This window comes from Sphingobium sp. TB-6 (assembly GCF_012927365.1).
Classification (GTDB): domain Bacteria; phylum Pseudomonadota; class Alphaproteobacteria; order Sphingomonadales; family Sphingomonadaceae; genus Sphingobium.
Map to the genome: position 1 here is coordinate 312,258 of NZ_JABBGL010000003.1, position 14,580 is coordinate 326,837.

Annotated in this window: 22 protein-coding genes; 6 read left to right on the forward strand and 16 right to left on the reverse strand. The window is 60.7% G+C overall.

Annotated features, from left to right (window positions below; all coding sequences use genetic code 11):
• The first annotated feature begins 2 nt into the window (after positions 1-2).
• On the forward strand, positions 3-425 hold the full coding sequence (locus HHL26_RS06915; protein ID WP_169576030.1) for a hypothetical protein: 423 nt from the start codon (positions 3-5) through the stop codon (positions 423-425).
• Positions 426-1,005: 580 nt separating this feature from the next.
• On the opposite strand, the gene HHL26_RS06920 is transcribed toward HHL26_RS06915, so the two are convergent.
• The 16 genes from HHL26_RS06920 to HHL26_RS06995 all read right to left on the reverse strand — a co-directional run bounded on the left by HHL26_RS06920 (position 1,006) and on the right by HHL26_RS06995 (position 9,636).
• A complete protein-coding gene (locus tag HHL26_RS06920; protein ID WP_169576031.1) occupies positions 1,006-1,218 on the reverse strand; it encodes a hypothetical protein in 213 nt (70 codons plus the stop codon).
• A gap of 1 nt (position 1,219) precedes the next feature.
• The gene (locus HHL26_RS06925) at positions 1,220-1,417 is read right to left on the reverse strand and encodes a hypothetical protein (RefSeq protein WP_169576032.1); all 198 of its coding nucleotides are present in this window, start codon (positions 1,415-1,417) and stop codon (positions 1,220-1,222) included.
• Positions 1,404-1,628, reverse strand: a complete 225-nt coding sequence (locus HHL26_RS06930; protein WP_169576033.1) for a hypothetical protein — start codon at positions 1,626-1,628, stop codon at positions 1,404-1,406. Before HHL26_RS06930 ends, HHL26_RS06925 begins: the two co-directional genes overlap by 14 nt.
• A gap of 9 nt (positions 1,629-1,637) precedes the next feature.
• On the reverse strand, positions 1,638-2,075 hold the full coding sequence (locus HHL26_RS06935) for a hypothetical protein (RefSeq protein WP_169576034.1): 438 nt from the start codon (positions 2,073-2,075) through the stop codon (positions 1,638-1,640).
• Positions 2,075-2,686 (reverse strand): hypothetical protein, encoded by a 612-nt coding sequence (locus HHL26_RS06940; RefSeq protein ID WP_169576035.1) that lies wholly within the window; start codon positions 2,684-2,686, stop codon positions 2,075-2,077. The genes HHL26_RS06935 and HHL26_RS06940 overlap by 1 nt, the downstream gene beginning before the upstream one ends.
• A complete protein-coding gene (locus tag HHL26_RS06945; protein ID WP_169576036.1) occupies positions 2,683-4,449 on the reverse strand; it encodes a DUF927 domain-containing protein in 1,767 nt (588 codons plus the stop codon). Before HHL26_RS06945 ends, HHL26_RS06940 begins: the two co-directional genes overlap by 4 nt.
• A complete protein-coding gene (locus tag HHL26_RS06950) occupies positions 4,442-5,299 on the reverse strand; it encodes a toprim domain-containing protein (protein ID WP_169576037.1) in 858 nt (285 codons plus the stop codon). The genes HHL26_RS06945 and HHL26_RS06950 overlap by 8 nt, the downstream gene beginning before the upstream one ends.
• A gap of 44 nt (positions 5,300-5,343) precedes the next feature.
• On the reverse strand, positions 5,344-5,616 hold the full coding sequence (locus HHL26_RS06955) for a hypothetical protein (RefSeq protein WP_169576038.1): 273 nt from the start codon (positions 5,614-5,616) through the stop codon (positions 5,344-5,346).
• Positions 5,609-5,998 (reverse strand): hypothetical protein, encoded by a 390-nt coding sequence (locus HHL26_RS06960; protein WP_240962368.1) that lies wholly within the window; start codon positions 5,996-5,998, stop codon positions 5,609-5,611. Before HHL26_RS06960 ends, HHL26_RS06955 begins: the two co-directional genes overlap by 8 nt.
• Positions 5,991-6,188, reverse strand: coding sequence for a hypothetical protein (locus tag HHL26_RS06965; RefSeq protein ID WP_169576039.1), 198 nt, complete (start codon positions 6,186-6,188; stop codon positions 5,991-5,993). The genes HHL26_RS06960 and HHL26_RS06965 overlap by 8 nt, the downstream gene beginning before the upstream one ends.
• Positions 6,188-6,379 carry a hypothetical protein gene (locus HHL26_RS06970; RefSeq protein ID WP_169576040.1) on the reverse strand — a complete coding sequence of 64 codons (192 nt, stop codon included), beginning with the start codon at positions 6,377-6,379 and terminating at the stop codon, positions 6,188-6,190. The genes HHL26_RS06965 and HHL26_RS06970 overlap by 1 nt, the downstream gene beginning before the upstream one ends.
• Positions 6,372-6,572, reverse strand: coding sequence for a hypothetical protein (locus tag HHL26_RS06975; RefSeq protein ID WP_169576041.1), 201 nt, complete (start codon positions 6,570-6,572; stop codon positions 6,372-6,374). The genes HHL26_RS06970 and HHL26_RS06975 overlap by 8 nt, the downstream gene beginning before the upstream one ends.
• Before the next feature lie 13 nt (positions 6,573-6,585).
• The gene (locus tag HHL26_RS06980; RefSeq protein ID WP_169576042.1) at positions 6,586-6,867 is read right to left on the reverse strand and encodes a hypothetical protein; all 282 of its coding nucleotides are present in this window, start codon (positions 6,865-6,867) and stop codon (positions 6,586-6,588) included.
• A 204-nt stretch (positions 6,868-7,071) separates the two neighbouring features.
• Positions 7,072-7,272, reverse strand: coding sequence for a helix-turn-helix domain-containing protein (locus tag HHL26_RS06985; RefSeq protein WP_048578352.1), 201 nt, complete (start codon positions 7,270-7,272; stop codon positions 7,072-7,074).
• A gap of 184 nt (positions 7,273-7,456) precedes the next feature.
• Positions 7,457-8,299 (reverse strand): hypothetical protein, encoded by an 843-nt coding sequence (locus HHL26_RS06990; RefSeq protein ID WP_169576043.1) that lies wholly within the window; start codon positions 8,297-8,299, stop codon positions 7,457-7,459.
• Entirely contained in the window at positions 8,296-9,636 is a 1,341-nt protein-coding gene (locus HHL26_RS06995; RefSeq protein WP_169576044.1) for a site-specific integrase, read from the reverse strand. Before HHL26_RS06995 ends, HHL26_RS06990 begins: the two co-directional genes overlap by 4 nt.
• Before the next feature lie 364 nt (positions 9,637-10,000).
• Here HHL26_RS06995 and HHL26_RS07000 point away from each other — a divergent pair, with 364 nt between their 5' ends.
• From HHL26_RS07000 to HHL26_RS07020, 5 genes are all read left to right on the forward strand, one after another.
• Entirely contained in the window at positions 10,001-11,215 is a 1,215-nt protein-coding gene (locus tag HHL26_RS07000) for an integrase arm-type DNA-binding domain-containing protein (RefSeq protein WP_169576045.1), read from the forward strand.
• Positions 11,216-11,292: 77 nt separating this feature from the next.
• Positions 11,293-11,706 (forward strand): MbcA/ParS/Xre antitoxin family protein, encoded by a 414-nt coding sequence (locus tag HHL26_RS07005; RefSeq protein ID WP_169576046.1) that lies wholly within the window; start codon positions 11,293-11,295, stop codon positions 11,704-11,706.
• Complete coding sequence (locus HHL26_RS07010) at positions 11,700-12,425, forward strand: RES family NAD+ phosphorylase (RefSeq protein ID WP_169576058.1); 726 nt, start codon at positions 11,700-11,702, stop codon at positions 12,423-12,425. The genes HHL26_RS07005 and HHL26_RS07010 overlap by 7 nt, the downstream gene beginning before the upstream one ends.
• The gene (locus tag HHL26_RS07015; protein WP_169576047.1) at positions 12,422-13,297 is read left to right on the forward strand and encodes a 3'-5' exonuclease; all 876 of its coding nucleotides are present in this window, start codon (positions 12,422-12,424) and stop codon (positions 13,295-13,297) included. Before HHL26_RS07010 ends, HHL26_RS07015 begins: the two co-directional genes overlap by 4 nt.
• A gap of 525 nt (positions 13,298-13,822) precedes the next feature.
• Positions 13,823-14,158: a hypothetical protein gene (locus tag HHL26_RS07020; protein ID WP_169576048.1), complete on the forward strand. Its 336-nt coding sequence runs from the start codon at positions 13,823-13,825 to the stop codon at positions 14,156-14,158.
• The last annotated feature ends 422 nt before the right edge of the window (positions 14,159-14,580 follow it).

The following is a 14,580-nucleotide window of genomic DNA, read 5'->3' on the forward strand; positions in this document are numbered from 1 at the left end:
CCATGGCGAGCAAAGCACCACGCGCCAGAGCCTACCAGCCGCGTAGGAACCCCATCACCCGCCGACGCAGGGACAAGCGCCAGCCTCAACCCGTTCCGACGCTGGCGGCCCTGCTGACCGTCATTCCGAGCCTATCCCGTCCAGAGCTTGGGCGGCTGGTTCAACGGATGATCGATCACATGGACGCCATGGACGGCGATCTCGACCTAGGGCCGAACGGCGATGAACTGGACGGCTCCATGGGTGAGGACGATTTTTGCGTCCACAACACCTACATGGCCGGTCCCGGATGTCCCGTCAGCGACCCGGGCGGCGGCAACGTCGAGGACGAAGGGCAGATTAACGAGGTGATGCCCTACACGGGTCCGATCGGAGTTAGCGCCGCTCGCGCCGCTGCCGAGCGCTGCGAGAGCAAAGCGCAATAGAGCGCGTGACCAGCGCCCCGGTTCGAAAGGATCGGGGCGTCCCTTCATCGACTGAGCGATTCAATCCGAACGCACTGATTCGAATTGTCAATTTCCGCTCAGGCCCAGCCGACAGGATAATCTCCCCATGCGGTATAGCCTTATCATCTTCGCTCTGGCGCTTGGCATCCTTGGCATCGTCGCCGTCGATGCCATGTTCAGCGCCGCCACCAGCATCATGCAGAGCGCGCTGGCACACCCCTGAAAGCAAAAGCCCCGCGCCGGGGTGGACGCGGGGCAACAAGAGCAGGACGATTGTAGCAGCGGACGCGCCGCAGAACGATATGGCGCACGATGTATGCCGGTTGGCCGCCTGCAATTCGGGATTATATCCATCGCTGAATGGTAGAATCAGGCGGGGCTGACCATGATGCCCCTCCCTCTCCCTTGGAGGGTCCCGTAGCCCCGCATCAACCCCCTTCATGATGCGGGGCTAATCGTATTTCCGCCCTCTATTTTATTCGGGCATGTCTATTTCCCTCTATTTTAGAAAAGCGGCGACAGCCCTTTGAAACCGGATGATTGTTTTTCACCCGTTATTTTATTCAGCCCGCACCATCGGCAATATCTCCGCTTCCGGCAGCACGCCCACCAATTCGATGCGGGTCACCGGGCCGTCTGGCTTTTGCTGCTCGCGTGCAGCGGCCTCGCTTTTCGTGAGGGTCTGACCGCGCACAATCTCGATGATGTACGGCCCGGCATCTGTTCCCGACACAGCTTCCAAGGCGCTGATCCGCTTTTCGATATTCCCCACTTCACCCTCCTAGCTGGACTGTGTGATCCACGATCTTGCGAATGATCAGCCTATCGGATGGTGCGATCCGATCACGGCCATAGGCAGCTATCGCCTCGTCTTCCGTCTGGTCGCTATGCTGGATGATCCGCCGCCATATCGCCGGGCCATGCGGGCTTGCCATTTCCAGCGCGGCCAGCCGCCTTTTAATATTCGACATGACGCCCGCCCATATCAGACGGCAGACCCTTTGAGCGCCCATCGACCGCACCAAGAATATAATCCCATACCGCGCCCCGGTCGGCCGGGTCGCCGCTGTCGGACAGCAGCCAAGCGGAAATGTCAGCCTCTCCCGCAAACACGGCATCCACCCGCTGCGGATCGCTATAGCCAGCCTCCAGTACGGAAAGCCGCTTGTCGAAATTCGCCATACTCACCTCCTATTTCGCCCTGGCTTCCAAGGCCGCGATCCGGGCTTCATGATCGCCAGCCTCAACTATGGTCTTGTGCGCGGTCAGCAGCGCCATGACGCGCCCCGCTTCGTCCGGGGTGATCTCTCCCGCCGCGACCGACGCGAGAATGGCCGCTGATGCCTCCACCGCATCAGCCGCAGAGCGAACGGCAGGCAGCGCGATCGAGACGGGCGCGTCCTTCCGGGGAGGGGCCAGCCGGTCCAGGCACAGGCGAAGCGCAACCATGTCACCCTCCAGCGCCTTTTCGATGGCCTTGCGGGTCAGCGCCTCATGATCTTTGTCCAGCAAAGCTTCGATTGCCCGCGTGATCTTGTGGCGTGCGCCGGGGGTTTTGCCGCCGAGCGAATTGCCCTCCGCAAAAGTGCCGTCCGTATTTCGCCCGATATTTTTCGGCTGCTTTGCCATTATACCCCCAACTCCCACACCGGCACGAACTGCTGCGCCAGACAGTTCTCAAGATAGCCCCGCGCAAACCGGCTGGTCCGATCCGAGAAGGGCCAGCGATAGGTTGCGCAGTTATCATCCATGGCAATGATCCGCCCGCCATCGAGACGCCGGATCAGGCCAGCGACAATGCCGCCCGCTGGATCGAAACCGAATAGGTCGATGGTCGACCAGCCTAGCGCCGCAGCGCTCCTACCGAAGTCCGCAATCAGGTTGTCGCAGTCGCGGACGATCCGCCGCCAGTGGTCAGGATCATAGCCGCCCAATGGGTGGTCAGGATCAAGGGATGCAACGCCGCGCTCCCATTCTTCCAGCAGGAACACAGGACCATGCCTATTTTTTGGGTGTTCTTGGTGTTCCGTGTGTTCCTCTTTGTTTTTCAATGCTTTGCGTTCTTCAATTGGTGTTCCAATCCGTGTTCCAAGGTGTTCCGGCAGGTGTTCCGGAACACCGGGAACACCTCGCGAAAAAGTAGGTGTTCCAGCGAAACCCACGGTTTTCTGCGGCGGAACACCGGGAACACCCGGAACACGCATATCTGGTAGGGAGTCGAGCCATTCGACCTTCATCATTCTTCTCCGAAGATGGCAGGGAGGACGATGTAGAAGCGCGATTTGCCGATGCCGGGGACCGTGACCGGGACGGAATACTTGCCCGCGCCATCGACGCCGAGGAAGCCGCGAGCAGCCAGCACTTGAGCGACCGATTTGGGGTCCATGCCTTGGCAGACTTCCCCCTTCCACGTCGCAGCCGGGATCAGATATTCACGCCGCTCCATGGCATCGGCACGCCAGAACCCGGCTCGATTATAGATCGGCGCCGATGTGTCATCGTGGACAGGTTGAAAGCGGGACATGCCATGCGCCATGAGGAAGGTCCGCACCTGATCGGCCGCCGCCTCATCCTCCGCCGCGCCGACGCCCCCGCGAGAGACGAGCCATGCGGAGAATACCTTTTTCGCCGCGTCGATCGACACGCCTTCACCCCATGGCAGCACACCAAGGCGGGCGGCAGTTTCGCCAGCAGCAGCAATCAGGCCGAACCGGCGACAGGCCCGCGACACTTGGCCGTTGCCGCCCTTGGGCATGTTCTCAGCTACGAATGCGTCGATGCCTTGGCGCACCCCCTGTGCGACCACGTCAAGCCGACCAATGAGGCGTTCGACAAAAGACGGTCCCGCTATCCCATAGGATTCGGCTGCACCCGCCTTGATGATCCGGGACAGGGCTTCCCCCGTCGCCGCCCCATGCAGTGTTTCGAACAGGCCCAGCCCTTCGCCCGCGTCCGCCTCGATGTCGAGAATGCGGACCTCCTGCCCGGCGGCGGATCGGCGGCCCCGGCCATCGGACTTTGCGTGATCGCTCAGGCTGATCTCACCCGATGACAGGAAGAATGCCCGCCAGCGCTTCGCGGCCTTCGCTTCACCCGATTGCGAGGCGCGGGACTTGCCGGTCCCGTTCGCCAGCAGATAGGCCACGCTGCCCGCTTCCTTCGCGTCTAGCTGGGCCAGTTCATCCAAGATCAGCAGGGTTTCATTCGCCTGCTCCGCCAGACCTTCCAGCCCGTTCTGGGTTGCGCGCCACTGGCGGACAAAGGAGGGCGGACCCCATACCGACGCCGCCGCAAGGAGCGTGGTGGACTTGCCGATGGATGACGGACCCCGGAAATGGACGCCGCCACCTTCCTCCCCGATCGCAGCCAGCAGTGGCCCGACGAAGGCGGAAGCGAGCGCCACGGCGATGCGGCTGTTGCCGACGCCATAAACGGCAACGGACTTCTGCCACTGGCCTAGATCCCCGCTCACCCTGTATTCGTGATCGAGCGCCGCCGTGCCCTGATAGACCACAAGATGCCCATCTTCCCCGATGGTGCGATCCGGCAGAGCAAAAGCGCCATCGGTCCAGCCCACCCGCGTTACGGCACGGGCGCGATCTTCTACCCGGATCGATGCAAGGAAGGTTTGCAGCGCATTGCGGTGGCTGGTTCTGGGGCTGACATAAAGCCCGCCGTCCAGCAGGGCGGAACGGACCTCGCGACCATCGCCCGCCATCAGCGAACGGGGCAGCGACCATTGATGCTCCACCCCGTCATCGTCACGCCAGCGCAGGAGAAGACCCCACGCCTGACTGTTGCGGTCGCGGGTCTGAGCCACCACGCGCACCGGCCCCGCGATCTTCTCCGGACCTTCGCCGCCGTCGAAATAGAGGCCGTCAGGTTTGATATAATAGCCGCTGGGGAGCTTTGGCTCCCGCTTCGACCCGATGTTGATGGCGTCGGCCATCGCCGCGTCATCTTTCATGTCCGCCATGTCCATGGCAGTTGCGACGTTAGCCATTGTTGCTGTCCTCCCGAACCGGAAGCGCCACACGTCCACCAACTGCCTGAGCAGCGGCGCGGGCGGCTTCCAGCCCCACATTTGCTTTGATTGTCGGATGGTCGATCAGGTGCGCGTCATCATCCGCGAGGATCACCAGATCGCAGTCAGGATAGGCGGCCTGCATCGCCAGCGCGGTTGCTGTCAGGTTCTTCGCGGAGAAGCCAACCGCCACCGCATGACCCGTTGCCCGGCGCGCAGCGGCACAGGTAGCGAAGCCTTCCCCAACCATCACCACCGCGTCAGGCTGGCCGATCAGGCAGAACAGGCCCGCTTGCCTGCCGCCCTTGGCAAAGCGCTTCGAACCATCGGGCGCAATGGCCTGGAGGTTCCAAAGCACCCCGCCAGCATCGAACATCGGCACCAGCAGGCGGTTGCCTTCCTGAAGCAGCCCTTCACCCGATACCCGCTTGCGGTCGAGATAGGGGTGGCTGGGATCGGCGCTTTTCGCATTGGCCCACCTGACCCGGCACTGTTCCGCCGCCTCGCCCTGTTCGGCCAGCTTGGCGGCATCCCGCTTCACCTTTTCTGCGCGGTAACGGGCGGCACGTTCCCGACGCTCCTTTGGCGTCAGGCGCTCGACAGTACCAGCGCGCCACCGTTCCGATATTTGCAGACGATAATTGCCGAACGCCCCGGCTGGGGTGGCATCCATGTGCAGGATCGCCCAGCCATTGCGCTTGCCCTTGCCGTCACCGTCGCATGCGAAGCGGATCAGGTCAGAGCCAAGGCGATCCGCGATAGGCTCGGCGGGACGCATCCCTGCCGCTTCCATGGCCGATAGGAAGGCCGCGACCGTATCTTGTTCCATTGGGGCGGAACGATATGGGCGTTGAGTCTGATAGGAAAATTCCCTCATGGCTCGACACCTCCCGCCATATGAGCGCGGATCGCATCGGGGATATAAACCTCCGCTTCCCCGCCCAATTCTTCCCGGTTCAGCCGGTAGGCGGCGCCTATGGCCGCCTCCGCACTGGTGAAGGCTGCGAAATATCCCCAGCTATTCCCGGAGCGGCTTTCGTGCCCGATCTCGAAATGCTGGGGTTTCCCCATCCAGATATGAATGGTTCCGCCCGCCGCAGGCTCTTGCGCTGCATCGGGACGGACGAAGGCGACGACATCACCCATGGGCCGCCTCCATCTTCGGAGCCAGTTCCCGGATGACCCAGACCACCGCCCTCTTGCGGCTGGAGGGGTTCACCCGGCGCTTGCCGCTGTCGGCAATCAGACCCTTCGCCTTCAGTTCCGAGAAGCGGGGCTGGACGGACACGCGATCGATGGCGAGCAAATCCGCCGCCTCTTCCGGAGTCAGCCCGTTGGTGCCACGGCCCTTCACCGCATTAAACACCTGGCGCTGGAGCCTGCCCAGCTTATCGCTGATCGCTTCGGCGGCTTCCCGGCCCGTCTCCGCCGACCCCTTGAAGCCGGGAGTATTTGGATAGACATGGCCGGGAGAGGAATAGCCGCCTGCACGGCTTGCATGGAATTCACGGTCGAACAGATCAGACATTTTCATCTCCCGCGACAGGAGGAAGCCCGGCCCGGTCGAGCAGCTTGGCAAGCCATTCAGCCTGCGCCGGGGTCATGGGCGTGGGATCGACGGCGAGTTGACCGAGGAAGGAACCAGCCTTTCGGGTCAGGAGCTCGCCGCTGTTCAGCAGCGCCAAGGCGGCTGCGCTATGGTCGATGAAGGGGGCCATTATTCCGCTCCCCCTTCCGTCGTCTGGTCGATGATGGGCCAGCCATGGGCAGCGTGCCGGGCGTCGGCGCAGCGCTTGGCCTCGCCGTGCTTACGGAACTCAAGGCTGGGCCATGAGACCGTGCGCGGCTCAAAGCTGACGATGAAGCGGCCACCGATCGCGGCCTTGGCGATGACGATACGGTCAGGCATTGTCAGCGCCTCCCGTCGCATAGATTGTCTGGTCCACAATGTACTGAGCCAGATCGCCAGACAGATCGCGGGCGCTTGCGCCAAGCGTGGAAACAGCAATCGAAATTGCCGCGTCGATCAGCATAACAGCCGCCTCCGAGGCTTTCCCCTGCGCCAGTTCCATTGCCTCATTCATCAGCACGGACAGGGCCATGACGTTCGTTTCCTTAGTCATTGGCACCTCCATTGATCCGGGAGAACAAGGCGGCGGTCAGGTTCGCGGCATCAACCTGCCTTTCGGCCTGGGCGATCATCATGCCACCTGCGCCGATCAGCGCGCCAATCTGCTCGATCGGCATCTTGCCGCGAAGGGCGACCGTCATTTCGGCAAGCTGCTGGACAGCGCCCATCCAAAAATCGGGAGTATGGTCCCAATCGTGCGGGAGCTTGCGGCCCATGTCCTGCATCAGCAGGCAGATGTTGAACCATTCGGGGGTTTCAGGCTGCATCGTACACCTCCCCGAAATGGAGGGACAGGATCAGGTCGCCAACGCTGGGCGAGACGTGATGGCGCTGCATCAGCAGTTGCGCCCGCCAGTCTGAACCCTTATCCTTGTCTGTGCTGTTGAGAGTGTTTTTGAGGGGGCCGTTCTTGCCGGGGCGGCCCTTTCGTTTTGGGGTGCTATCGGTGCACCGTGCCGTAACGAGCGGCATTAGGCGGCAACCTGCGAGGTGGATTCCAGAACCTGCTGGCTTGCCCAAGCATCCAAATCCTTCACCGCGTAGGTGACGATCTTGGAGCCGAGGCGACGGAAGGAGGGGCCTGTGCCCTCAATGCGCTTCCGTTCCAGGGTACTTTTGCCGATGCCCAGATATTTCGCGGCATCAGGCGTGCGAAGATATGCCTGCGTCATAATCGATCCTTCGCCCAGATCATGACCAGCGAAATTGCGTGGTTACGTCTGAGGTCGGATGACGATTTGCTACCAGAATTTAGGCCTGCGGAGAGGGTCAGGGGGTGACCTTCTCGCCATGCCATCGACGTTGATTAAGGGGTCACCCTGCTAGAAAATGACAGAAAACAGCCATTCGAAGGGGTCACCCCCTCCGAACTTGGCTCGGAATTTCTCTCACCAGCGACGGTATCGCGTCGAGCATCTTGCCGCTCAATTCAGCATAGCCCTTGTCGGGGGACCATGCTTTATACTCTGGACGGTCTCTATCCGCATAGTAAGGGTTGACCTGCAAACCAAAGTTCGGCGCAAGCTGGGCGACTTCCGCTTTCAGTGAATCTATGGAAGGCTGGTTGTCTGGGTTGATCTTGGAGTTTTCCACAATCGCGAGCATGAGTTTCATGTAGGGCGATAGGTGCAGCCCTTCCGCCGTCGATGGAACGGCAATTTCTGGTTCGCGGATCAGCGCCAGCCTCGCCATCAGTTCATCGCGGCCTATGAAAAGGAAGTAGCCGCCAATCTGGCCCGCCGAGAATGCAGCGTCGTGCGCGGCCTTCCCGAACCAATAGCCCTGCTCCACTTTCAGCATTCGCCCGGACTTAAGTGTGAAGGCAGCAACCCGACTATTACGTAACTCATCTCCGAACCACTCGATTGCGGCACTCACGCGCTTATGAGCATTCCAATTCCCTTGCCATTTTTTAGCCTCGCGGTCCCAAAAGGCGTCATCTTCTTTCACCGGACTGCGGGCTTCGGCGCGCACCATCCCGGGCGGCCTTTGTGGCACCATCGCGAGAAGATCATAAAACGACCATTCATCACCATAGAGCGCTTTACCCACCTCTATTAGCGCCTGCCAGCAATAGAGATATTCGTCAGATGCTACCGGCCATGACGAGCCGTCCGACGATATTGGGATATTCAGCAGGCGCCCGCCATAGCAGAACCGAGTAGGGTCTTGCGGAGGCGTGATGCTAACCCCGCTCATGCCTGCCACCTCACTATATCAATGACATTCGCCGGGCTGGCCTGCCTCGCTGCCAGCGCTTTCACCCGCTTGCCCCATGCGGTCAGCGCTTCCGCCTTTTCGTCTTGAAAGCGGTAGACCTGATAGACGCCCACGATCCCGTCGCGGGTGCCGGATCGGTGGTTCAGAATTTCCTCTGTGACTTCGACGGGAACGCCGAGCTTCTGACAGCCCACCGCCAGCGTTCGGCGCAAGTCGTGGAAGCGCCAATCTTTCAACTGCACCTTCTCGACATCGCCACCGGTCGCCTGCGCGGCTTCTTGCATCTGCGCCAATATGGTTGCGTCCAGCTTGGCCTTTGGTTTTGAAAAAGCGGTTAGGGCCGTTCCACTCGATGATGGGAACACAAGGTCATGGTCATTCTTGATCTTCGGCAGATCGGTTATGATCGCCAAGGCCTCGGGGCTTAGTGGGACAAGGGTTGTCTGACCGTTCTTTGTCCGCTCGCCGGGGATGAGCCACGTCGCGGCTTTCAGGTCTAGTTCCTTCCATTCCATATGTGCGACTTCGCGGAGGCGCTGGCCCGTCAGGATCAGGAGGCGGATGATCGGGAGGAACGGCCAGCCCATGCCGCCCGCAGCCTGCCACACCCCTGCAAGTTCATCGTCCGCAAGATGGCGTTCGCGCTTTGCAACCGTGCCGGGGCGCTGAACATCGGCCAGCGGCGATTGCGCGACCTTATAATGCCTCTTCTCCTTTTCCAGCGCATAGACGTCGATAGCCCGCAGGACATTGTAGGCGCGCAGGGCGGTGGACGATCCGCGCTCTCCAATCTGGTCCAGCAGATCGGAAATATCCGCCGACGCGATGGAGGGGAGGGGGGTAGAACCAAAAGCCGGTTTCAGGTCGCGGGCGATCACGCCCTCATACTCTTTCCAGCGCTTGATGTTCTTTTTCGCATAGCCGCTGATGAAATTGTCCGCGATGGTATCGAAGGCGAGGCGGCTCAACACGACTTTCTGCGCGGCTCTGCTTTCCTTCTCGGCCTTCGCCGTTTCGACCTTCTCCCGCTCTGTGTCGAAAGGATCGACCTTGCGGCGGACCTGCTCCAGCAATTCGGATGCGCGGTTCCGTGCCGCCTCTGGCGTCCATGGCGATCCATGCTTGCCGATGGTCACGCGGCGGGTAGGATTGCCACGCCCCCCGATCCGGTATTGCAGGATATAGGACCGTGCGCCCTTGTCCGTCACCATCAGGCCGAAGCCCTTTAGGCTGTCGTCCCATAGGTGGCTGCGCTTCCCGGTAGCGGGCACTGGCACCGCATCGACAGCCCTTTTCGTGATCTTCCCTGTTGCCATGGGCTTACCTCTTTCTGGATAAGCACAGGAATATCACGCTGGCGGTTACATGTGAAGACGTGCGACGACATATGACGAAACACTACAGGAACACCCAAGAAACAGAAGCGATACGCGATGGCATGTGACTGCGTATGACTATGCTGAACCTCTTATTCGTAATGCGAGGGTCACGTGTTCGAGTCACGTAAGCGGCACCAGAACTGCCCTTTTCGAGGGGCCTGAAACCTCGAAAAACCCCTGAAAAACTGGTATAATTGGGCATCGGCTTTCCGGTGTCGTTTGCTCCTGTCCACCCCTATCCGGGTGATTTGGGGGCCTCGGATTGGGGGCCTTTTTGACATTTTTGAGTCGAGGCCCCCAGATGCTTACAACGGTTCAGATCAATGCACTCAAACCCAGGGAAAAGCCCTACAAGGTCGCTGACGAGAAGGGTCTGTACCTGCTTGTCTCGCCATCGGGCTCCTATCTGTGGCGGGTGAAATTCCGGTTTCACGGCATAGAGAAGAAGATGGCGCTTGGCCGCTATCCCGATGTGAGCCTGAAGGAGGCGCGCAAGAAGCGGGATGAAGCGCGCGAGCAGTTGAGCGGAGGGCAAGACCCCCTGGCCGTCCGTTTGCAGGCGAAGGTGGAGGCCGAACTGGCGGCCCGCACCACATTCCGGGTCGTGGCGGACGAATTCATCGAAAAGATGGAGCGGGAGGCGAAGGCCCCTGCCACTCTCAAGAAGGCGCGATGGTTTCGCGATCTCCTCGATCCCTCCATCGGGCATCGGCCGATAGCCGACATTACCGCCCATGAGCTTCTCCAGTCGCTCAAGCGTCTGGAGCGCAAAGGCCACCATGAATCGGCTATCCGCCTCCGCTCGTTCTCCGGGCGCATTTTCCGTTACGCGGTTGCCACGTTGCGCGCCCAGCACAATCCGGCCGACATCCTGCGAGGCGCACTCACCACGCCGAAGGTCAAGCACCATGCGGCATTGCTAGACCCGGTGAAGGTCGGCGAACTTCTCCGCGCGATCGACGGCTATGGCGGCAAGATCGAAACCCGGATCGCCCTTCAGCTTGCTCCTCACGTCTATCTGCGGCCGGGAGAGTTGCGGAAGGGAGAATGGTGCGAGATCGATTTCGAAGCCAAGGTATGGCGCGTGCCGGGCGAGAGAACGAAGATGCGCGTGCCTCACACTGTGCCGCTATCCACGCAGGCGATCGCCTTGCTGAAGGAGCTCAAGGCGCTGGATAATCCGGGGACATTCCTGTTTCCGGCAAACAAGACGTTTTTCAAACCGATCTGCGAGAACACGCTCAACATAGCCCTTCGGCGCTTGGGCTTCACGAATGAGGAAATGACCTCTCACGGCTTCAGGTCGATCGCCAGTACGCTGCTGAACGAAAGTGGGCTCTGGCATCCCGATGCCATCGAACGGTCGCTGGCCCACCGTGAGCGCGACAGTGTCAGAGCGGCGTATCATCGCGGCGCGCATTGGGAAGAGCGGGTGCGGATGGCCCAATGGTGGTCCGATCATCTTGTCAGGCTGCGTGATGGCGCGGAGGTAATCCGTCCGAAGTTCGGTACCTGAGCGTTCTCAGCTCCCCGACTGCCCCATTATTGCCAAATGGCATTTTATGAATTATATCATGCCAAATGGAGGCGCATATGGCGATGTTGCAGCGGATTGACACTGTTCCGGCCCCTTTCCGGCCAGAACCGATTTCGCAGGAAGAGGGTGGCGCGCTGTTTCGTGCGGCGCTCAACCTCTTTGCGCGGTGGGGTGTCACGGATGAGCAGGCGGCCGTGCTGACCGACATGCCGGTGCGGACCTATCGTAGATGGAAGGCGGAGGGTCCGGGACGTATCTCGCGCGACGGGCTGGCCCGGCTTTCCAACCTGATGGGTATCCACAAGGCGCTACGGATCATCTTTCAGGAGCCGCAGCGCGGTTATGACTGGATCAAGGCCCCCAATGCCGCTTTTGGCGGCGCCAGCGCCTTGCAGGTGATGATCGGGGGGGAATTGACCGATATCATGCGGGTCCGGCGCTATCTCGACGCGGAGCGTGGCGGCTGGTGACGACGGAAGACGAACCGCCGGTCAGCAAAGTCGAATGGGAGGGGGCGGTCAGGATCATCCGCAGCATCTATCCTCCCATCGACCTGTTCGAGGATATTGCGGACCCCGCCGACTGGCCCCTTCTGCTTTCGGCAGAGCAGAAGACGAACCCGCGCATCATGGCATCCGTCGGCAATATCGATCTTGTGCCGTCGGCGCGCCGGGTTGGAGGTGGTGGTGCCTCATATCTGATGGCATCGTTCACGCATGTCAGTATCGATCGGCCGAGCCGCTTCTCGGGCGGAGAATTTGGCGTCCTGTACGTGGCGCGCAGTTATCAAACCGCGCTGTTCGAGACGATCCATCACCATGCGGCCTTCATGGCGAGGACCAGCGAGCCAGCGGGCTGGACGTCTCAGTTCCGCGAGATCGTGATGAAGGTCGATGCCGAGCTTCACGATCTTCGTGACGACAGGGAGGAATTCCGGGCCTGTCTTGACGCGAATAGCTATGGAACGGCGCAGCAACTCGCGGCGCGGCTGCGGGCTGGAGGGTCAGATGGCATTGCCTATCCAAGCGTTCGACAGACGGGTGGGGAATGCGTCGCTCTCTTCTACCCGGATTGCGCGTCCGGTCCTGTTCAGGGGCGACATCTGGATTATCACTGGGATGGAAAGAGGGTCGATCTCGTGCGCGACGCAGGAAGCGGCGCCGTCTTCAGGGTTGTCGAGGCAGCATGAACGCCGTCCATGATCGCCATGCGCATGCGGCCGAATTGTTGGGCGCACATCCTGACTTCCGCGTGCAGCGGCGCCTCATGCCGGTATCGGCCTTCCATGAGGCGGTCCCATCCGTCCCGAGCCGGATTGGCGTCGTGATCGACGTTGAGACAACCGGGCTGAACCATGATGCGGATCGCATCATCGAGCTGGCTGTCCAGCGCTTCCGGTTCGACGCACGAGGGCGCATTATTCAGGTAGGCACCCCCCGCGTCTGGCGTGAGGATCCCGCCATGCCGCTGGACCCCAGGATCACGAGGTTGACCGGCCTGACGGCGGAAGACCTTGCAGGCCAGGCTATCGACGATGCTGCGGCCGTGGACATACTTGCCTCCGCTGACATCATCGTTGCCCATAATGCCGCTTTCGACCGGCCATTTGTTGATCGTCGCCTGCCAGCCATTGCCGGCAAGCCATGGGCCTGTTCAATGGCCGAGCTGGACTGGCTCGAGCTTGGTTTCGAGGGGCGCGCGCTTGCGCATCTCGTTGCGCAATGTGGGTGGTTCTACGAGGGGCACCGGGCCGAAAACGATATCCTTGCCCTTCTGTATCTGCTTTCGCACGGGTTGCCGGAGGGCAAGACGATCCTCGCCAAGCTGATTGCTTGCTCTGAGCAGCCCACCTGGCGCGTCAATGCCGTCGATGCTCCTTTCGATGCCAAGGATCGTCTGAAGGCGCGGGGGTATCGCTGGGATGCAGCGTTGCGCTTCTGGTGGAAGAGCATCGGCCAGGGGGAGGCAGACGCCGAGCGTAGCTGGCTGCTCAGTGACGTTTATGGCGGTTATGGCGAACCTGCGCTCATTCCGATTACGGCGTGTGAACGGCACCGGTAATGAAAGATTACGGGGAATTAAAACCGGGCCCTCCTCCCGGTGCTGAGAGCTGGGCCAGGTCGGGTTCATGCTTTCCTATGCCGCACGTACAGCAATGCCGCGACAATCGCGGCCGATCCTATACCTACGGCGGCACCGAGTGCTGTAACTCGCTTTGGCGATTGGCTAGGCTGCGCCACTTCAGTGCTTTCGGCGGTCGGATCAGCCTGAATGTTTTCCGCGTGGGGCGCCGGATGGGGCAGGTAAGGCGCTCGGCTTGCCGGCGGCACTGCTGGCTTTTGGGTCATGATACCTCTCTGGCTGTCCGCCTTCTCAACGATTTATCTTGTGGGAGGTTGCTTGAGCTGATCCTTTCCACGTTTGTGTGTTTCGCTGCACCTTTCACGCTGCACCACAAGGGCGCGATGCTGGGGAGGACTGCTGCGACTCCCAAGAGAAACGATCCATCGATTATCACCATTGCCGACTCCTTTCCTTTGCGGCATGTTCCCTAAATGTTCTCATGTGGGAAAGAGTGATTCTGCAATGTGCGTCTTGATCCGTCCTATCTCTGACAGCGTGCGGTTGCGCGTGTCGGGCGACGTGGAAACCGTCCTGACCGTGCCCTATGACGCAGATGAACGTTTCTTGATTGGGTTAAGCGATGGGACGCTTCTGATGGGGACGTATGACAAACGTCTCCTTTGCCGATGGGAAGTGGTGCGCGATGGCGCTGGGATTGTACGGTTTGAAAGTGACGCAGTTCATGTCGAATGGCGCATGGAATGGGTCACCGTCGGAACGTTCGACCCGCATGTGGTTGAACCTTATGATCCTCCGGTCCTGCCGTTGTTTCCTGACCTAGACCGATGGGCTGCTTGATCTGCCAATCGAGAATTGCTTTCCATCGCCTTTCTCTCGTGAGCGCCGGCGATTTGCGTTTAAGCGAGATGTGTGTCGCTGTTCTGCCTTCCTCTGATAAGAGCAGGTAGCTGACACCTTTAGGTGTCCAAACAAGCTATTTTGGCCGTGAGGAGGCCAGCAGGTTTCGGGCACCTACCCAGCGTAGCCGCCGTTCCAGGTTCTAGCACGGCGCTATCGGTTGCCGACAGGAGCCAATCTTTTCTACAAGCACGGGTCACCGTCTGACCCAGCTAAAACGATCGGTCGCGCCGGGTGAGGATCAGCGTGCAATAGGCACCCCCTTCGTGGGGTGATCGGCGTGCAAAAAGGACCCCTTCATCCCGGGGATTTAGTCGGCCGACTGGTTTTGATCAGTTGGCGAGAACGGGATGTTGATCGTG